Source organism: Levilactobacillus andaensis (assembly GCF_016861695.1).
Taxonomy (GTDB): domain Bacteria; phylum Bacillota; class Bacilli; order Lactobacillales; family Lactobacillaceae; genus Levilactobacillus; species Levilactobacillus andaensis.
In genome coordinates this window covers 1-19704 of sequence record NZ_BOLP01000018.1, presented here as the reverse complement: position 1 = coordinate 19704, position 19704 = coordinate 1, and the positions used below count along the sequence as shown (strand labels likewise).

At 51.1% G+C, this 19704-nt stretch carries 17 protein-coding genes and 1 other annotated feature; of the genes, 11 read left to right on the top strand and 6 right to left on the bottom strand.

What is annotated here, in order from left to right; translation table 11 throughout:
• The first annotated feature begins 312 nt into the window (after positions 1-312).
• Genes JUF10_RS11785 through JUF10_RS11775 form a run of 3 tightly spaced genes read left to right on the top strand, consistent with a single transcriptional unit; the run spans position 313 to position 2524 of the window.
• Positions 313-678 (top strand): GntR family transcriptional regulator, encoded by a 366-nt coding sequence (locus JUF10_RS11785; protein WP_203642584.1) that lies wholly within the window; start codon positions 313-315, stop codon positions 676-678.
• A complete protein-coding gene (locus JUF10_RS11780; RefSeq protein ID WP_203642582.1) occupies positions 678-1571 on the top strand; it encodes an ATP-binding cassette domain-containing protein in 894 nt (297 codons plus the stop codon). The genes JUF10_RS11785 and JUF10_RS11780 overlap by 1 nt, the downstream gene beginning before the upstream one ends.
• Positions 1572-1582: 11 nt before the next feature.
• On the top strand, positions 1583-2524 hold the full coding sequence (locus tag JUF10_RS11775; protein WP_203642580.1) for an ABC transporter permease: 942 nt from the start codon (positions 1583-1585) through the stop codon (positions 2522-2524).
• Positions 2525-3147: 623 nt separating this feature from the next.
• On the opposite strand, the gene JUF10_RS11770 is transcribed toward JUF10_RS11775, so the two are convergent.
• The 3 genes from JUF10_RS11770 to JUF10_RS11760 are packed head-to-tail and all read right to left on the bottom strand — an operon-like array spanning position 3148 to position 5425.
• The gene (locus JUF10_RS11770) at positions 3148-3495 is read right to left on the bottom strand and encodes a DUF2200 domain-containing protein (RefSeq protein WP_203642578.1); all 348 of its coding nucleotides are present in this window, start codon (positions 3493-3495) and stop codon (positions 3148-3150) included.
• Positions 3496-3510: 15 nt separating this feature from the next.
• Complete coding sequence (locus JUF10_RS11765) at positions 3511-4962, bottom strand: PH domain-containing protein (RefSeq protein WP_203642576.1); 1452 nt, start codon at positions 4960-4962, stop codon at positions 3511-3513.
• Positions 4949-5425, bottom strand: a complete 477-nt coding sequence (locus tag JUF10_RS11760) for a PH domain-containing protein (protein ID WP_203642567.1) — start codon at positions 5423-5425, stop codon at positions 4949-4951. Before JUF10_RS11760 ends, JUF10_RS11765 begins: the two co-directional genes overlap by 14 nt.
• Positions 5426-6407: 982 nt before the next feature.
• On the opposite strand from JUF10_RS11760, the gene JUF10_RS11755 reads away from it, so the two are divergent.
• Both JUF10_RS11755 and JUF10_RS11750 read left to right on the top strand, forming a co-directional pair.
• The gene (locus JUF10_RS11755; protein ID WP_203642555.1) at positions 6408-6848 is read left to right on the top strand and encodes a nucleoside 2-deoxyribosyltransferase; all 441 of its coding nucleotides are present in this window, start codon (positions 6408-6410) and stop codon (positions 6846-6848) included.
• A gap of 34 nt (positions 6849-6882) precedes the next feature.
• The gene (locus tag JUF10_RS11750) at positions 6883-8295 is read left to right on the top strand and encodes a cytosine permease (RefSeq protein ID WP_203642554.1); all 1413 of its coding nucleotides are present in this window, start codon (positions 6883-6885) and stop codon (positions 8293-8295) included.
• Between the two features lie 497 nt (positions 8296-8792).
• Here the strand turns inward: JUF10_RS11750 and JUF10_RS11745 are convergent, their stop codons facing one another.
• Genes JUF10_RS11745 through JUF10_RS11735 form a run of 3 tightly spaced genes read right to left on the bottom strand, consistent with a single transcriptional unit; the run spans position 8793 to position 11191 of the window.
• Positions 8793-9680 (bottom strand): polysaccharide deacetylase family protein, encoded by an 888-nt coding sequence (locus JUF10_RS11745; RefSeq protein ID WP_203642553.1) that lies wholly within the window; start codon positions 9678-9680, stop codon positions 8793-8795.
• A complete protein-coding gene (locus tag JUF10_RS11740; RefSeq protein WP_203642544.1) occupies positions 9677-9970 on the bottom strand; it encodes a hypothetical protein in 294 nt (97 codons plus the stop codon). Before JUF10_RS11740 ends, JUF10_RS11745 begins: the two co-directional genes overlap by 4 nt.
• Positions 9971-11191, bottom strand: coding sequence for a glycosyltransferase family 2 protein (locus JUF10_RS11735; protein ID WP_203642542.1), 1221 nt, complete (start codon positions 11189-11191; stop codon positions 9971-9973).
• Between the two features lie 584 nt (positions 11192-11775).
• Between JUF10_RS11735 and JUF10_RS11730 the strand changes: the two genes are divergently transcribed.
• From JUF10_RS11730 to tyrS, 6 genes are all read left to right on the top strand, one after another.
• Complete coding sequence (locus JUF10_RS11730) at positions 11776-12018, top strand: hypothetical protein (RefSeq protein WP_203642533.1); 243 nt, start codon at positions 11776-11778, stop codon at positions 12016-12018.
• Between the two features lie 89 nt (positions 12019-12107).
• Complete coding sequence (locus JUF10_RS11725) at positions 12108-13583, top strand: helix-turn-helix domain-containing protein (protein ID WP_203642531.1); 1476 nt, start codon at positions 12108-12110, stop codon at positions 13581-13583.
• Between the two features lie 468 nt (positions 13584-14051).
• Positions 14052-15413, top strand: coding sequence for a DUF2252 domain-containing protein (locus JUF10_RS11720; RefSeq protein WP_203642529.1), 1362 nt, complete (start codon positions 14052-14054; stop codon positions 15411-15413).
• A gap of 162 nt (positions 15414-15575) precedes the next feature.
• The gene (locus tag JUF10_RS11715) at positions 15576-15944 is read left to right on the top strand and encodes a MarR family winged helix-turn-helix transcriptional regulator (RefSeq protein ID WP_203642527.1); all 369 of its coding nucleotides are present in this window, start codon (positions 15576-15578) and stop codon (positions 15942-15944) included.
• A 253-nt stretch (positions 15945-16197) separates the two neighbouring features.
• Positions 16198-17568 carry an Nramp family divalent metal transporter gene (locus JUF10_RS11710; protein ID WP_203642525.1) on the top strand — a complete coding sequence of 457 codons (1371 nt, stop codon included), beginning with the start codon at positions 16198-16200 and terminating at the stop codon, positions 17566-17568.
• Between the two features lie 133 nt (positions 17569-17701).
• Positions 17702-17900: a binding site (T-box leader), on the top strand.
• A 54-nt stretch (positions 17901-17954) separates the two neighbouring features.
• The gene (tyrS, locus tag JUF10_RS11705; protein WP_203642523.1) at positions 17955-19214 is read left to right on the top strand and encodes a tyrosine--tRNA ligase; all 1260 of its coding nucleotides are present in this window, start codon (positions 17955-17957) and stop codon (positions 19212-19214) included.
• Positions 19215-19704: the final 490 nt, after the last annotated feature.

The window sequence follows — 19704 nt, the reverse complement described above, 5'->3', positions numbered from 1 at the left end:
TATACAGCGGACCAGTGTCCTAACAGAAAAACAAATCGTAGCTGGAGGCAGCTAGGGATGTAGCCAGCCGTGTCGATGATGTTAGCCGGGGTTGTTTCCCGGGTTACATCGTGGGACGACTTTGGAGACGTGTGTTTTTCACGGCTTCAAAGCGAGCTGGAAGCCCGCTTCTCAGGCTGGAGGCGTTCCCCATGGCAGGCGGAATCCCTGGCAGCCGCAGGCGAAATTTAAAACTAGGGGTTGCCAAATCAAGTGTACTAGGTATAATAGTACACACAGGACACGTAGCCAAACACCAAGGGGTGAGGAACAATGCAAGCAAATGATTCTAGTCTGCCATATTACGAGCAGCTAGTCTTGCAGGTCAAACAACAAATCGTGCAGGGCATCTTGCAGCCGGGGGACCGGTTACCGTCCGTCAGAGACATGGCGCGGCAGGAACAGTTGAACCCGAACACGGTCAGTAAGGCCTACAAGCAATTGGAGACACAGCACGTCATCACCACGGTTCACGGCAAGGGCACGTATGTCCGTGAAACGGCCGAGTATGGTGACAGTGCCCAGGTCGTTGCCAGTAAAAAACAACTTTTGACATTATTGACGGAGATTCGGTATCTCGGCGTACCGTTAGAAGAGGTCGTCGGGTGGATCAAAGCGGCATATAAGGGGGCAGAGTAGTGACATTACAAGTAACGCAATTAAGCAAGCAAATTAGTGGCCGGTCCATTATTGATGACATCAGTTTTCAGTGGGCACCGGGCGAAATTATTGGGTTAGTCGGTCGTAACGGTGTCGGAAAGACGACCCTGTTTCGGACCATGATGAATCAGTACGTTGCGGACGCCGGCAAGGTTACTGTGGATGACCACGATATCGTGACTACGCCAGAAGAGCAACGACGGATTTTCTTCTTGGATGTGCAATATAATTTCTTAGATAACTACCGGTTGTGGGAAATCCCCGATTTCTACGGGACGGTTTACCCGCAATTTGATCATCAGCGCTACCTGGCGCTACTGACGCAGTTTAAATTAGACAAGAACAGTCAGTACCGGCGGTTGTCCAAGGGGATGCGGGCGTTGACCAATATGATTCTGGCCTTAACGTCTAATGCCACGTACATTATCTTGGACGAACCATTCGATGGCTTAGATGTCATCGTCCGAGAAAACATTGCGACCATGATCATCGATGAAATTGCCGACCAAGAGAAGGGGTTCTTGATTTCATCCCATGATTTAAACGAACTCGATGGGCTCAGTGACCGGGTACTCCTGTTAAAGGATAGCCACCTAGTCCACGACTACAACTTGGAAGATATTCGGGCCAAGGCTAAGAAGCTCCAGTTGGTTTTCAAGGATAAGCAAATTCCGGCGGTGCTTAAAGACCACAGCCAGTTGATTCGGGTGTCTGGTCGGGTCTTGGTCGTTGTGATCACGGACTACACGCCAGAAATTGATCAACAGTTGAAGGCATTACAGCCCGTGTTGTTTGAAGAATTACCGTTAACGTTGGAAGACCTGTTCCGTGCCAATTTGGCTCACGACACGGGTTACCAACTGATGAAGTAGGGGGAATTATGATGCATAATCAATTAGATCGACTCATTTGGCGGCGTCATCGACGGTTATTCTTAGCCACTGGCGGATTAGCGCTACTGGGATGCTTCATGAACACGATGCTTTCGCTGCACAGCCTGCCAAATGGTCCGGTGCAACTGGTAGATGGCAACATTCAAAAGTGGGATGTGTATTCGAGCACTTATTTCTCCGCTTTCCCTTATTGGATCGTCGCGGCCTACTGGATGGTTGGCCTGTTGATGATGAACCAGGATCTGAAGGATAATTTTAATCAATTCCTGTTCACCAGTGGGTTTTCTCGGCAGCGCGTTTATTGGTCCAAAATTAAGGTCGCAATGCTGGGGCTACTGGTCATCGCCGCTTTGACGCTGGCGCTGGATTATGGTCTCACGTATGGGATAGCGTTGACGATGAAGTCAGCCGGTGTTGGCTTTCATTTAGCATGGCCCGGTGTGCTGACCTCGGTCATTGTGGGGCTACTCTCGTCGATCGGCATGTTTTCGCTGACCTGGTTCGCAGCGTTGATTGTCGGTCAGACCGGGGCGTTGGTCGTCACCATTGTCGGCTTTACCTTTTCTTTAGTTGGTTCTTCCACAATTAGTGTTAATATCTTAAGAGAGAGTGGCGTGACCCTGAACGCAGAACAGCAGACTTGGCTCATGGGCGCAGGTTGGCTCGTGGCCGCAATCATCCTGTTCGTGTGGGGTGCCGCCCTCTATAACAAACTGTCGCTGGAACATAACGGGGAGTACTTACTCTTCCCGAAATTAAAAGTGCCAGTATACATCGTTTTCGTCGTTTACGTGACCTCACTCAGTGTGTGGGGCACGGACGGCTGGTCATTGGTATTTTGGTTCCTAGCGTCCGCCATCTTCGGTTATTGCTGGTTATGGCGACCACGACTGGGCGAAATGTTTCACCAATGGCGTTCACGTAGAGGCTAGAGAGTAGGTTTCAGAATTGATTTATTTGGCGGCCAAACGGCTTGGGAAAGTGCAGTCGTTGCCAAGGGGAGCAAGCTAGCGTTGGGGAACGCTGGTTTGAAACAAAAGCACCCACCACGGATTTTGTCTGTGGTGGGTGCTTTTGTTTGCGGCGACATGGCAGTTTAGTCGCCTTGCCGGCCGGCAGATATGGGCTGGAACGGTGCGAACACAACTTGAAGCCTCGAAAAAGCCGAGTCTACAAGCTTGGTTTTCTACTAAGCCGGCAAAATTCGCCAACTAAGTAGAACGACGCGCCTGAGCCCATATTTGCCGACCTCTCGGCTTACATGGAATATTCTCGGTAACGTTTGGACTATGCCAACTAATTTGTCAAAGTGTTGATATGAAAATTCGTAGTGTGGGATTCAATGTCTGGCATGATTGGTAATCAATCTAAGCCGGAGGAGGACAGGGATGCAGCCAGCCGTGGAAATCGTGGTAGCTCACAGCTACTACGATGGGCGACTTTTAAGACGCGTATTTTGCGGCTTAAAAGCGAGCGAGAAGACTGGTGGTTCTCCAGGCTGAAGCATCCCCACAGCAGGTGGAATCCCTGTCCTCCGTAGCGCGGCTAGTTCCACTTACCGTAAGACTTGGTCCATCGACTTTCCCTTGGCCAGTTCGTCGACGAGTTTGTCGAGGTAGCGAATCTGTTGCATCAGTGGATCGGTGATGTCTTCGACGCGGACACCGCAGATGACACCAGTGATGCGGTGGGCGTTGGGGTTGAGGTGGGGCGCGGCCGCGAAGAACTCTTGAATTGTGACCTGTTGCGTAAGCTGTTTTTGAAGGGCGGGATCATCGTAGCCCGTTAGCCAGGTGATGATCTGGTCGAGTTCGGCGGTAGTCCGGCCCTTCTTCGCCAACTTTTGTTGATAGAGCGGATAGACTTTAGCAAACGGCATCTTGAAAATTCGCGGTTCGGTCATGGGGCAGTCTCCCTTCTAAGTACGATGCAGATACCAATCGTACAGGTCTTGTGCGGCGGTCACCGGGACGTAGCGCAGTTCAATGGCTTGGTTGTGATTGCCATGCCGCACGTTGACGGTCAAATGCGCGAGTTGGGTCTTCTTCATCCAAATGGATTGCTGAAAGCCCATGGATTGAATTTTGTCAGCCGGAACGTAGTAGACCTCCCGTGTCCAAAAGTGGCCGGTCTGTAAGGCCAGTAGGTTGGGTGAAATCAGCGCACCCGCCGTGTTGTGACCGGCAAAGCGGCCTTGGAGGATAGCAATGATGACCAACAGGATGCTGATCCAGCTCAAATGGGGCCAGAACCAGGCGATAATGATGGCGGGGAATGCGACGAACAGAACGGCATTACGCATCAAGTACCAGTTACGGGGAACGCGCAAGGCTGTTAGGTCCGGCGCTGTCTGCGGTAACCAGTCGACAAATGGCGTCATGGTCCGATAGACGGCCTGATTAGCGATGACTGGCATGATGACTAAATCATTGTCATCGTCGTCGCTAGCGGCTTTCGATGCAATCAGGACCTGAACCGTTTGTAAATGAAGCCATTGCCGTAAGATGTTTTGTTTGATGCGGACGGCCTGAATCCGGGCGATTGGGGCCGTGATGGTGTTGCGTTGAAAGAGTCCCTTGGCGGCCTTGAGTTGGTCGGGTTCCCGGTCGAGCTCGAAGTGATAATAGCGGGTCAACGTCCAGAAGAAGGCGCCCAGCCAGGCGATGACAATGATCAAGATGGCACCGCCAATTAGGAGAGCCAGCGCCATGTGACTGGCATCATTGATCAGCGAATTGGTAAAGGACTCAGGAATCTTATTGTACAGTCCCAGCAGCACCAACAGAAACGGAATGAAGATGAGGGATGTCAGGCCAAATTTGACCAAGTCCGCCGAGTTGATGCGGTAGTGGGCTAGGACTGGCGCGTCGGTTTGGTCGGCTGTGTCGGTCGCGGTTAGTGCGGTTGTGTCGTCCGCCACAGCTGTTGCAGCGGGTGCAGTGTGCCGGTAGTGTTCAATGGTATCGGCCACATCGGTGGGAACCGCGGCCAGCCGGGCTTCCGGCGCGCTATCATCGTGGCTGGCCGTTTCAATCAGGACTTCCTCCAGCTTGAACGGCCGCAGATAAAACCATTGTTTCCGCTGAACCGTTTGGATGCGGGAGTAAGGAATGTGTTCGTGGTGCCGGACGAAGATGCCGGAGTGAACAATGACGGCATCGGGTGTCACGGCATAGGATAGCATGAGCCATTTTAGCGTCGGCCAGATCAGAAAGGCCACTAACATTAAGACTAACGTTCCCCAGAACCAGACGGAATTAATGTGTTGCCATTGGGATAATAACAGAATAAATAAAAACCAGTAGTCCTTGATACTCTTCGCGATGTGTTGGAGGAGGCCCAGGGGATGTGTGCGTTTAGGCGTTGTCATGACGTGCCTCCCGAGCTAACCGCATGATCTGTTCACGGAATTGCTCGGCCTCGGGCAGCTCAAGGCCTTCAATGCTGTGGCTAGTAGCGGCGGTCGCCACGGTGACCTTCGTCAATTTTTGCCACTGTAACAGGGGACCGGCGTTGAGCGTGACGTTTTGGACCCGGGCAATCGGAATGGCGACCCGCTTTTGAAAAATGAAGCCGGCCTGCATTTCAACGGCCAAATCAGAAATTTGATAGCGGGTAAATTGGTAACGATAAGGAATAAAAGCGACTTCAACGATGGGTTCCACGATGGTCAAAACGAGGCCAGCGACGGGAATCCAGGCGGCCCAATCCCAGTAACGGTAGGCGAGCCAAAGTAGCCCGGTGATGACAAGTAGCGCCAGAAGACTCCCCATGGCGCTGTACCCCCAGATACGCTTGATGCGGGGCGGTAGGTGATGCGTGGTTGGTTGCATAGTGTGAAAACTCCTCTCCTTGGTAATCTAAGTGTAGCAATCACCTCACGTATTGACAACCAATAGGGGTAAACGAATTGATGGCTACCGCCAGCGGTTGGCAGGGAGTTCACCCGGTGGGGCCCGCCTGAAGCCTGGGGGGCGGTCTTCAGGCTCAGCTTTGAGCCGATGGGTCGCGTCTCAAAACTGGCCCGGGTTCTAAGGCCGAGAGAGTTGCTCGGTCTAAGAACACCGACACGGGGTTACGTCCCCGCCAATCGCTGGCTCCGGCGACATTGGTGTACGCCTGTAGTTGGTGAAAAATCGGTGCTGAATTTTCAGTTTGTCGTTATCGGATGCTCTGGCGACTTAGACTGTTTTTGTCCACGACAAGTGTTAATTTGAATGTCCAGTTTTAAAACGAATTGCTAGTGGTTATGTGGCAGTGGTCATTACAGATTTTAGTCACAGAATAACACTGAGCTAGTCGTTGCCAAAACATCACGATTTCTCGAACAATGACAAATTTTTAGCGGAGTCAGTCAGGTGCGTAGTCCCGTGTCGGTGGCGTTAGACCGGCGATTCATGCCGGACTTACGCCACGGGATGAACGGGTTGGGTGGGGCTTGAAACCAAGGTCAAAGACCGCTTCTTAGGCTTTGACCGGTCCTCACCGGACGAAGCACCTGACTGACGGAGTGGTTAATTTATAACTATACTTATCTTCAATTATTTTCAGAAAAATTTTAGGTCACGCGAGGCGGGGCGTCAAACGGTTAACTCACCTTTCAAATTGCCAATGGGCGATTGACGGATTTTGACGCACCCCGTATAATACCTAACAACAACCAAATAGTCCTTTTAACTTAGTCCCGTGAGGCTAGGAAGGGTCCGGTAGAATTCGCTGTCTTTAAATGTGAGCTAGCGGCCTGACTCCTTGCGGGATCGGCCGCTTTTTTCATGGCCGGACGGTTGAAATCGATACTCATGGAGGAGTTTATACATGGCACAAATTTACGTTGCAAGTCCGTTCTTTAGTCCCGAACAGGTCGACCGGGTGAAACGCCTGGAGGCTGCCTTAGAAGCTAATCCTACGGTGAAAGATTTCTACTCACCACGGCTGCACCAAGACGCTGCCAACGAGCAGTTCACTAAGCCATGGGCGACGGAGATCTTCCATCGCGACATGGACCAAATCGCAGCCGCTGACGTCATCGTCACGGTCATCGATTTCGAAGCAAAGAACCTAGATTCCGGGACAGCGTACGAACTGGGCGTTGCCACGATGAGCAACAAACCGATCCTGGCCCTGCAGGAGAAGGATGAAGCCGTCAACTTGATGATTACCGAGAGCATGCACTGGTACACCAAGAACGCTGACGATTTCAAGACGTACGATTTCAACACGCTAACTGCTGGTGAATTTGTTGGGGAAATTCTGTAAGTCGTAGGTGAACTAAAGGGAAAGGTGAGAATCGATGGCACAAGAAGTGAAGGTTAGCAAGTCTGAGGCGCCACAACCGGCACCGCGGGAATTTGGCCGCGTCGAATCGATTCCGCACAAGCACCGGCGAATGTCCAAGTGGGATCTCTTTGCCACCTGGGTCGGCGCGAACGCGAACAACGGCACGTGGTACATTGGTGGGGTGATTGCGGCCTGTGGTTTTCTGACCGCATCGACCACGTTGGTGATTGTCGGGTTGGTCTCATACGCGTTACTAGCGGTAGCCAGCTACATGGGTTACCAAACGGGGTTGCCAGCAATGGCGTTGACACGAGCTTCATTTGGATTGCGCGGGAGCTTCATTCCGTCGGTCATTAACGTGGTCCAATTCATCGGTTGGGCGGCCGTCAACACATTTATTGCCGCCACATCGATCAGCTATATTTTTGGGGAATTATTTGGCTGGCCGCTGTATGGCAAACCAGGTGGCACGTTTGGCCTGATCGTTGGAATTTTGATTATGAGTGTCCTGCATTTATTGAGTATTTCCGTGGGAGAAAAGTCGGTTCAGATGATTGAACGGGTCGGTATCGTTCTCGTTGTGATCTTCGTGATGTGGGAATCCGTTGTGGTCTTCAAGACGGTCTCCTTCCACGACATTGTGACTTGGCAGCCGCCACACAATATGCGGATGTCCTCCGGGGTTGCGGCCGATACGTTAGCGGCATTCAACCTAGCCTGGGTCACGGCGGCGTCAGACTTCAGTCGTTTCACGGCGAAAAAGTCGGCAGCCACGACCTCGGCATTTCTGGGTGCCAACTTCGGCTTGTTCTGGTTTGCCTTCATCGGGCTGTTCGCTACGATTGGGACGGCCGTTTCATTGAACCACTTTGACCCGAACAACTCCGACCCAAGTACGGTCGCTGCTAAATTGGGGCTGGGCGTGATTGCGCTGTTGGTCATCGTCTTGACCAGTACCACGGCCAATGCGGTCAACCTGATGTCGGCCGGCTCGGCGCTGACCAACATGACGCACCGATTGTCCTTGCGCGTCAGTCTGTGGATCGTCACGATCGCCGCGACGTTAGTGACCTTTATTCCAGTTTATCTGGCAAGCTTCCTGGACGTTTTCGAAACGTTCTTGGATGGTATCGGCATGTTCCTGGGCCCAGAAATCGCCATCTTCTTGGTGGACTACTTCTTCTTAAAGGGGAAGCAGTACCGCCTGAGCGAATTCACTAAGGTCCGCGGTGCTTACTGGTATACGCACGGCATCAACTGGGTTGCCGTTGCTAGCTGGGTACTGGGTGTGGTTGCTTACTGGGCCCTCAAGCAGGTGCCAGCGATTGCTTCGACGATTGGGGCCACCTTTATCGCCATGGCAATTGCCGCGATCATCTACTGGATTGGCATGCGACTGGTCCAACCTAAAGCGGAAAAAGCTTAAGGTAACCACCGCTGAATCAGCTAGAGCTGTTTGCGACAGAGGATGGAGCCGGTCTGGTGAAACTTGCTTCGTCTCGTGATCGTGATGGTTACCAATCAAACTAAAATTCAAAACGTTTCATTAAGATAATATCAAATAAAGAAAGCAGGTACCGGGACCTTTGCCCAGCACCTGCTTTTTGCGTTGCGGATTACATTAAAACTGAAATGACTTATTCACATGCGATGATAGGTACGCCGTTGTGTCGGGGATACTGACCATTTGAGATTAGCGAATGGTAAAAGCCAGTCAGAGCCGGAGGAGGTCAGGGACGAAGCCAGCCGTGGAAATCGTGGTAGCTCACAGCTATCACGATGGGCGACTTTTAAGACACGTGGTTTTCGTGGCTTAAAAGCGAGCGAGAAGACTGGTGTTTTTCCAGTCTGAAGCGTCCCCACAGCAGGCGCAGTCTCTGACAGCCGTAGTGCGGGCCAGCTAAGCACATTTGAACTATACGGTTACTTCAACCAATCCCGAATAGAAGGCCAGCTTTCCTGATTGACGACAAGGCGGGGCGTGTCGTTGAGGTCGGTGTCGTCCGTGACGATTCCTGAATTCAACGTTGCGACCCAGCTGAGGTCCTGTTGGGACAGAAAGTGACTGATGGCGGGTGTTCCGCCGCCGTAGGGATACGCAAATGAGGTCGCCGTGACCCCAGTGTGGGTGCGCAGTTCGTTGCGTGATCGTGCGAAGTCCCGTTCAAACTTGCCCGTGTAGTGGGGCTGGGTGAAGATAGGCTGGAAGTTGGCGTTTAGATGGTGCAGGTCGTGGGTATGGAGCCCGAGGATCAGCCGGTCACCAGCGATATCCTGCGCTTGGCGGATCTCTTGCCACGTGGCCATTTGACTGCCCTCACGGTATTTACCGGTATTGCCAGTGATCACAAACGCGGTAAAGGGCAAGTCATACTTTTTCATGACGGGGAGGGCGTTGTCGCTGACACTTCGGTCGATGTCATCGAAGGTCAGGACCACGTATTTACCCCGAATTGGTCGGTGGGACCGCACCAGTTGTGTCATTTCGTGACTGGAGATCACCTTGATGTGGTGGTCGTGGAGGTACTTCATTTGAGCGGCGAATTCGCTGGCAGGAACATTGAACTCATGAAGCTGAGAGTTCGTGGACAGGCCTTGGGCGATTCGCGTGGGTAATGAATCTGCCAGAATTCGGTGGTAACAGAAGATCATAATCCCATCTTTCAGTTGCTGGTAGCGGGCCGGTAGCGCGTAACTCTCTTGGGTGCGGGATTGTTGGCTGGCCTGGTGGTGATAGGTCCAGCCAAGGCTGAAGATGACCGTGAACAAAAGGCCAATTAGGAGCCACTGACGGAAACAACGCGGGTTCATTTAGCCCCCTCCTTTCGTAAACGGAGCCATCGCCACCCACAGAAGAGGGGAACGATGACTAGCAACCAGCCGATTAAGACTAAGATGTGGTGGGCGGCGTGTGGCTGGAGGTTGAGTAATAGGTAGAGACTGACCAGGTCGTCGCTATAGAGACCCAACGAAAAGCTGATGTTAGCCACGATGATGAGACCAACAAATAACCAGAGGGTGGTCAAAATGAGGACGCGAAGCCAATGACTCAGGCGACTGGTCTGGTGGCGAATAACAGGATCGAATGGTGTGTTTTTCATTTATATCCCCCGGTCTGGACTGTGCCAAGTGCCTTTGCGCTGCGGACTGATAAAGTAAGAAGCAATGGCGGACAGGCAGCTGATCAGGTTGACCATCCAGTAGTACAGCACGTAGATGGGCACGAGCAGGAGTTCCGGTCCGGCCAGTTTGGCGGTCAGTTGTGAGGCTAAGAAGCCAACGGTAAATTGAATGCCGCTTAAGGCTAAAAGAATCAAGAGCAGGTTACCGTCGAGTGAAAGTCCGTGCAAAAAGAGCAGCTTCAACGTGTAGGCCAGCAGGCTAAAGGCGGTGACCACGGCCCAGAGATTGCTAACGACGGTTTCCAAGAGTAAGAAGCGTTGTCCCCAAGGATTTCGGTAAAACCCACGCCAATTGGTCACCAATACTTCTAAGCCACCGCGGGACCAGCGTTGGCGTTGGGTGATCAGTCCCCGTAATCGTTCGGGTACCAGAATCCAGCAGACGGCCCGTGGTTCGTAGGCCACCCGCCAATGATGACGGTACAGACGCCAAGTGATATCGATGTCCTCGGTCATGACGGCGGGGTTCCACCCACCAACGTCCTGCAACGCTTCCCGGCGAAAGGCAACGATGACGCCGGAGACCGTGGTAATGCTGCCAGTCAAATAGGCCTGGGCCTTCTTGATCAGGTCGATCACGCCAATGTATTCTAAAAGTTGCAGGCGACCGAGCAGCGTGGAGCGGTTCCGCACGACTGGCTTGCCGGTAACGGCCCCATAGTCTGGTCGATCGAGCAGGGTGGTCATCAGTTGGGTGACGGCATCCGGTGCCAGTAGACTGTCGGCATCGATGGCAATGAGGTAGTCGCCCTTGGCCACCTGCAACCCTTGATTGAGCGCACTTGCCTTACCCTGATTCACCGGAAGAGCGACCACAGTGATGGCAAGGGTGTCGGCCCAGTGCTGTTTAAGCCGGGCCATGATGGCTGGTGTGTCATCGTCACTACAATCGTCGATCAGGACCACCTCATAGTGTTCATAATTTAGTCCGGCTAAAGATTGGACAGCCGAATCAAGTGTCTCTGCCTCATTATGTGCAGGGACTAAAATAGAAATAAATGGCTCAGTTGCGGTATTTAATAGTGTCCGGGGTTGCCATTTTCGCAATAAACCCGAGAATAAACAGCCAACGATCCAGATAATGGACACGAAGATGGGATATCCCACCACGAAGGCCGTGCTTAGATTGTTAAACCACATAACTTATCGTTCTCCCCCAAAATAAAAACGTCAATAGCATAAACTAGCGTGGCCTTGAGCATAGCATGCCTGGTATGGCGAAGAAACTGCCTAAGAGAAACGTGGTAAATTCCTAAGCTTTAATAATTATATTTATAACAACTCGCAATTCCCTGAGTGGGTTCGCGCGAGTATTTACGGGCACCGTGGTAGAATATAGGGGAAAAGTGAAGTGAGTCTGGCTTAGTTTGCGATGGTACTGGAGACAAAGAGTAGTGCCAATTAGGAGCTTCACTTTGGATGCGGTAATTGCGTTTCAGTTTTTCTACGAGCAAGAATAATTTAGATTAATTATCAGCGACAAACTAAGTTCAAACCAATTTAACTGTAGTCGTATGCTGGCGGGGATGGAGCCCCGTGAATGTCGTCTTAGGCCGGATGAACTTCCCGGTCTTAGTCGACAGGCCAACTTTGAAACTCGAATTGTGAGGTTCGAAGTTGCCCTGAAGACCGCTTCCCAGGCTTCAGGTCTGCCTCACCGGGCGGAATCTCCGCCAGCCTACGACGGACAAACATTAAACAAGGAACATAGGAGGGTGAGCGAAATGATGCAACAGATGCCAATTTTACCGTTGATCGATCGGTTGACTGAGGGGCAGAGTGTGACCCTCTCAACGGAGGACGGCCAGGACGTTCGCATTTCACCAGAAGTAGTTGCGGGCAAGTTAACTGGCAACTTCATCAGTACAATTTTACCGGGAATTCGCTATGATGATCCCCGGATTATCCTAAAGGAAACGTTGGCGGAATTCGATGCGCAGGGTGTGACCATCACTAGTATCGACTAAGCGTGCCGTTACAGCAGCGACCCCCTGGGTTATTGGCGAGAAACCAAGGCTCAGGGGTTTTCGCTATTTAAAAAGGGGAGTGAGGGATCGTGAAAATTGATTTTGCCATGTTAACGCCTAAGGATGTCCTGAAGGTGCGGCTGATGACGTTTATTAACGACCACGGTGGCCAGTTTAATTTGGCCGAATTTGCAGCAGAAGCAGCCGTTAGCTATTCGCGCGCCTATCACGTTTTATTGGGCCTGCGCGCAGACTTACAACAATTGGGGACAACGAGTCTGACGAAGGATAAATTGGTGACGACCGTGACCATCGACCAGTATCGGCACTGGTTATACGTGGACAGTATTCCCTATCAGGTGATGGTGGCGACGTTGAAACAGACCTACCAGCAGACCAGCGAGTTTTGCGCGGAGCATGAGATCAGTTTGTCGACGTTCAATCGGCGCTTGCGGGCGATGAAAACACAGCTGGGACAGTACAATCTTCAATTGGTGGCCAATCCGCTACGAGTGACGGGCAACGAGACGCTGATTCAACTGCTCTATTTCATGTTGTTCAGCACAACGTTAACGACGCCGGAAGAGTTACCCGAGTTACCCCAACGCTTGCGGGGTCTGCACCAAGCGCTGCTCAAGACGTATGCAAATGACAAATTGTATCAGGATTCGGTCAGCCTGCAGGAGCGGAAGGATTTATTGATCAGGTTAGCTCTCTTGCGGTTGGACCAGGGTTACCGGTACACACCACTGCGCTTTCCGTTGGCCCATTTGACGGATCTACGGGCGTTGGCTGGTCAAATGGCGGCGCTGGGAGATACACCACAACAAGCGCTGAATGAGTTGGCAACGTTGGATTACTTGCTGACGAGCTCGCCGTATTTCGTACGGGCGCTGCAGCCAGCGGGGATGCAACGGTTGTACGTGGGCTTGAAGCAGCGTGTTGGCGAGTACACGCTGGCACCCGGTGTGGCGGAGTTGCAGGACTACGCGACCGGGAAAAATTGGTTCGCTAACTGGCTATTTGCGCTGTGCCAATTCATGTTGCTGTTCCGTGTCGATCCGCTGCTTCGGCCGGAAATCACGTCGCTCTATCAGCCCACGGCCGCATCAACGGCCCCCGCACTGGCGATTGCTCAGAGTATGAGCCGCTTATATCCTGGAAAAATTGGTGCGGCGGATCTGCGGCTTGTGCAGAAATATTTGAGCAAATACACAAACGGGTTGACACTGACGGCAGCCAGGGTTGAAATCCTTGTGACCTACGACATGATAGGGGTCACGACGGATATCTTTAACCGCCTGCTCAGTGGCATCGTGCACTTAAGTTTGCTGACGGATCAAACGGTCATTGATGCCCAGCATCGGTCAAACTATTTAGTCTTATATGGAACAGATGCGCTGGCCCTACAGTTTGCCAAAGACAATCAATTGGAGGTTTTTCACTGGATCAAGGAAATCGACTACGGCGAAAACATCGACCGCTTGATCAAGACGCTACGGCACCACGAACTGTCGCTGTTTGCGCTGGACTTTAATAATAAGCTGCAGCAGACGGAAGAGTGAGGAAACAGACGGATTATTGCGTGGGTGTCAGTGGCACTATTGTTGATATTAATTCTGAGTCTCATTGTTTTTTACAATAATAGAGATGCCACTACCAGCTTTGCTAACACGTGATGTAAAAAGTCTCGCGTGGTCTCTCGGTTTCAACAAACCTAATGGTAGATATCTAACCAGAGCCGAAGGAGGCCAGGGATGGAGCCAGCCGTGTTAACGATGTTAGTCGGGGTTCTTTCCCGGCTTATCATCGTGGGACGACCTCGGAGACACGTGCTTTTCGTGGCTTTGAGGCGAGCTGGAAGCCCGATTCTCAGGCTGGAGGCGTTCCCCATGGCAGGCGTAATCCTTGGCAGCCGCAGGCGGTACCTCCGAACAAGTCTCGTCAGCAATATAACCTCAAAGAAACCGAAGCTGGAGGCCAGCAGGCGTTTGCGGTAGAATAGGAGCAAAACGTAGCGGGAGGTGGCGCCCATGACGCCAGCAGCATTTAGTACGGGCCGAGTTCAGGTCAACAAGACCATTGCGGAGCTTCGACAATTAGGTAAGCAGGCCCGGGAGCAGGTTCCCTACGAGGTCTTGGGAACGTATCAGCCAGTCAAACGCAATAGTAATCATATGATGGATAAGATTCGTAAATTATTGATTCCAGAACTTTTGCCGGAGCGCACGCAGCGAATGGGAGCTTCGGCTTTTTCGTTTTTCCGGGGAACCGCAGAATTAATGGAAGCCGACTTGAGTAAGCAACCTAGCTCGACCATCAGTACCTTTATCTGTGGTGACGCGCACATTGGGAACTTCGGTTTTTATGCGTCGGCTGAACGGCGACTGTTATTTGATTTGAACGACTTCGATGAGGCCGGCATCAACCCTTGGGAATGGGACCTGAAACGCTTATTGGTCAGTGTCTTACTGGCAGGACAAGCGAATGGGTTTAAGGAAAAGAAGCTTAAGCAACTGTTACCCAAGGTCGCCGAGAGTTATCGCAAGAGCATCAAGCAGATGTTTGACCAGACGACCCTCGCACGATTCTACCCCTTAAATGAAGTGGAGAAGCTGGTGACGGCGAGTGCACTGGATGAGGATAGCTCGAACCTGTTGACGGCCATCGTCAATCGCGCCAATAAACGGGATTCTGAACAGGTCGTGCGGAAATTTACGACGCTCGATGTGCGGGGAAACCTGTGCTTCCGGGAGAATGCGCCGCGGACCACGCACGTAGATGATGACGTGACCAGTAACGTGGATGCTTACTTTGCGGCTTACCGGCAGACGGTGCGACCGGACGTCAACCTACTCCTATCGCAGTATCACATCACGGATGTTGTCCGCCACAGTGTCGGCGTCGGTAGTTTTGGCTCTCGGTGCTATCTGATTTTGCTGACTAGTATCGACGGGTCTCACTTGGTCTTGCAGGTGAAAGAGGCTCTGCCAACCAGACGGCAAGGAAGTCAGCTGGCAACGGATATCACGGTGGCCTTGGAACAGACGGAAGGACAACGAATCGTCGATTGCCAGAAGATTCTCCAGTCCTCGTCAGATCCATTTCTTGGGTACTTTGCGGGCCGCAAACAGAGTTTTTACGTGCGACAGTTCCGGGATATGAAGGAATCGATCGACTTGACACAGCTCGACTGGGAGCAATTTAAGACGTACGCGCAGACTTGTGCGTGGACGCTGGGAATCGCTCACTGTCAAAGTCCAACGGCGGCGATGATTCGCGGCTATATTGGGAGCAACAAGGAATTCGATACGGCCATTGCGGACTTCGCCTGGGCGTACGCGGAACAGGTTCAAAAAGATTATGACGCTTTCGTAGCCTACCGTTTGGCCTAAGGTGTCACCCCTCAGCAGTGAGGGCTCGTGGTATAATGTAAGCGGATACATTATTGGCAAATGGGTAGTCAGGGACATTTTAGCGGCTAGCCAGCGGCCAATTTTTGTAGCCAACGTTGATTTTGTCACTAAGGGAACGTTTGTTGATTGGAGTGAGGATGGATGGTCGAGCAGAAGCAATTACAGAAGTTAACCCAGATCTATACGATGGTGACGCGGTGCTACAATCAGCCGGTTGCGGGCCTCGCGCTGAATCTACCCCAGTGTCAATTGATGAGCGATGTTGCGGTTGAGCGGTTGTCGGTCGCCCAGGTTGCGAATCGATTGGGGTTCTCGGCGACTCGGACATCGAATCTAGTCGTCGATCTGTGTAAACGGGGGTACTTAAAGCAACACGTTGCGCCCAATGACCGTCGCCGTCGTTATTTGGCGCTGACGGCAATGGGCCAGGCAAAACTGTTGTTGATTCAGCAGCAGTTGCCAGATGTTTTACATACGACGTTGGCAGAATTGGAGTCGGCGGCAGAATAGAGAAGACGGTAAGCCCGGTCAAATTTCGTAGCTTACCGTTTTTTATTTGCGTCGGCTAATTTTTTTGTAAATCGGGATGGCCGCTTTCAAATGGAACATGAATCGTGAAACGACGCCGAAAATAAATGTTGCGGTCAATAACGAGTTGCTGGGTGATATAAAATTTAAGTTAGGTTAGTCGAAAATAGAGCTTTACAGGCCCGCTCCTATCCGTATAATGGTGAGAAGCATAGAGAGAAAAGGAGTGGAAATTATGACCGACAACGTTTCAACGAAGACCAGCAAATTGACTGGCTACGCCAACGGCCCGTCATTAGAAGAAGTCAATGGTACCGTAGCTGTGCCGAAGGAAAAGGGGTTCCTTAAGAACTTAATTGCCTTTTCGGGACCGGGTGCCTTGGTCGCCGTGGGGTACATGGATCCGGGTAACTGGGTAACATCGATCGGTGGGGGGGCCAAGTACGGTTACCTACTGATGTCTGTTATCTTGATTTCGAGTTTAATCGCGATGTTGCTCCAATATATGGCGGCTAAACTGGGCATTGTGACGCAGATGGATTTGGCCCAAGCAACGCGGGCCCATACCACGAAACGCATCGGGGCGGTCCTCTGGGTCGTGACTGAATTGGCGATCATGGCGACCGATATTGCCGAAGTTATTGGGGGCGCAATCGCCCTGCAACTGTTATTCGGGGTGCCGCTGATTTTAGGTGTTTCGCTGACAGTTTTTGACGTGTTATTACTATTATTATTAACGAAGCTGGGTTTCCGGAAAATCGAAGCCATTGTGCTGTGTCTGATTACGGTGATCTTAGTGGTCTTTGCTTATGAAGTGATCATCGCGCAACCTAACATGGGCGCCGCAGTTGCGAACTTCATTCCCCGGACGGAGATCATGCATCCAGGTCAACTGACTATGGCATTAGGAATCGTTGGGGCGACCGTGATGCCGCACAACCTGTACCTTCATTCGTCCATTTCACAAACGCGGAAGTTTGACCGCAGCGACCCAAAGGAAATGGCGCGGGCCGTTAAATTTACGACGTGGGATTCTAACATTCAGTTATTTGGCGCGTTTATCATCAACTGTCTCTTACTCCTGTTGGGGGCAGCGATGTTCTTTGGTAAGGATGCGAGCCAATTGGGAACGTTTGGTAACTTATACGCAGCACTGCAAGATAACCATTTAGCTGGTGCGGTGGCATCACCGGTCTTATCGACGTTGTTTGCGGTGGCCTTGCTGGCTTCCGGTCAGAACTCGACGATTACGGGAACGCTGACGGGGCAAGTTATCATGGAAGGTTTTGTTAACTTAAAGATGCCGCTATGGGTTCGTCGGTTAGTGACGCGACTGATTTCGGTCGTGCCGGTCATTGTCTGCACCGTCCTGTATGGCGGAAGCGAGGCAGCGCTGGACAACTTGCTGGTCAATTCGCAGGTCTTCCTGTCGATTGCGTTGCCATTTTCCATGATTCCACTGACCATCTTCACTTCATCTAAGAAAATCATGGGTGAGCGCTGGGTCAACAAACGCTGGATCACGGTCCTGGCCTGGGCATGTACGATTGTCTTGACGATCTTGAACATTCAGATTATTTGGGGCAGTGTGACGGGACTGTTCTAGGTTCTATCTGAGAGTTGAAGACCGGCAAGGCGCAGGAAGTACTGTGTTGCCAGTGAGAATATTTTTTCGCGCCAGTACCCGCCAGGTGACGGAACACGTATTGACATTTGTCCGCTATCTGCGTATTATCGTTTCATAAGCGATGAATCAGTTGAGTAGTGGAAACGGCTCCGGTCAAGAGACCTGACGGCGCTGAGAGTCAGGACGCCCGTAACCACGAATTACGCTGAGGAGCGGCCGGTTTTCCGGCGGGTCATTCCGTTAACGATGACGAGAGGTTGTCTAAATGACAACAACTTGGGTGGTAACGCGGATTTTAATTCGTCCCTGATGGCAGTAGCCATTGGGGACTTTTTTATTTGGTAATAAGTATAGGAGGAAAAGAAATGTCAATTATTGATGAGTTAAAGTGGCGCGGTGCCGTCAATCAGCAAACCGATGAAGAGGGTCTAGGCAAGTTAGTTAACGAAAAGGCGGTCGGCCTGTACGCGGGAATCGATCCAACCGGAGACTCCATGCACATTGGTCATTTGATTCCATTTATGATTCTCAAACGGTTCCAGTTGGCTGGGCACAAGCCAGTCATTGTCATCGGTGGGGCAACGGGTTCCATCGGTGATCCATCGGGTAAAAAGGCAGAACGGGTCCTCCAATCCATGGACCAAGTCCGTCATAACCAAGACTGCTTGACGGCGCAGATGGAAAACCTATTTGGCCAAGATGGCTCATTCCGAATCGTCAACAACTACGACTGGTTGTCTAAACTATCCTTATTGGACTTTCTGCGTGATTACGGGAAGCTGTTTAACATCAATAACATGTTGAACAAGGAAGTCGTCGCTTCACGGTTGGAAGTCGGTATTTCATTCACCGAATTCACGTACCAAATTCTCCAATCGATTGATTTCCTCCATTTATTCAAGGCGGAAGACGTGCAATTACAAATTGGTGGGGCTGACCAATGGGGCAACATCACAGCCGGAATTGATTTGATTCACAAGCAAGAGGGCGCCGATGCTCGTGCTTATGGATTGACGATTCCTCTTCTATTGAAGGCTGACGGCACGAAGTTTGGGAAATCCGAAGGTGGTAACATCTGGTTGGACCCTGAAAAGACGTCACCATACGAGTTCTACCAATTCTGGATCAATACGGATGACCGCGATGTCGTGAAGTTCTTGAAGTACTTTACGTTCTTGAGCCAAGACGAAATCCAGAAATTAGCCGATGCTGTAGCAGCCCATCCAGAAAAGCGGGAAGCACAGACACGTTTAGCAGAAGAAGTCACAGAATTTGTTCACGGTCACGAGGCCGTTGTGGAAGCTCAACACATTACGAAGGCGCTGTTCTCCGGGGATGTTGCTGAGCTGACGGCTAGTGAAATCGAACAAGGCTTCAAGAAGATGCCGGCTGTGACGGTTAGTGCAGCTAAGAAGAACATTGTTGAATGGCTAGTAGATGACACTAAGATTGAATCTTCACGGCGTCAAGCTCGCGAAGACTTAACGAACGGTGCCATTCGGGTCAATGGTGAAAAGGTCACGGACACGGATACTGAAATTGATCCAGCCAGTGCCTTTGAAGGTAAGTTTGTCATCATTCGCCGGGGGAAGAAGCGTTACTTCTTAGCCCGTGTTGAAGGTTAAACTTTAAATTTGGGAAGCCCGAACGATCATAACGATGGTTCGGGCTTTTTGTTGGTTAAAATAAAGACGAACGGTTATAATTAAAAAATCAGGAAACACACGGCCGTCAGGTAACTATTTTAATGTTTTCAACTATAAGATATGCCTTTGAAAAAAGATTCGTTTATTTTCATATTTTTAGTTGACGGTAGGGCTAGTGCTTGGTATAGTTATTTATGTTGTCACGGCGATTAACCAGCTAGACCAATTCGAAAGATTGAAATTAGTTGTTGACAGTTGTGATGATAAAATGTTATATTAATTGAGCTGTCGCATTTGAACAGCACATCAACGAGAAACGTTGTTAAATCAAACTTCTTGTTGACATCATATTGATTAAATGATATGATGATTAAGTTGTTTGCAAGAGTAATAACTTGGTAGACCTTTGAAAACTGAACATTGTTTCGACAAACCAAATATGTGTAGGGCGGTTTGATACTTGGTATCA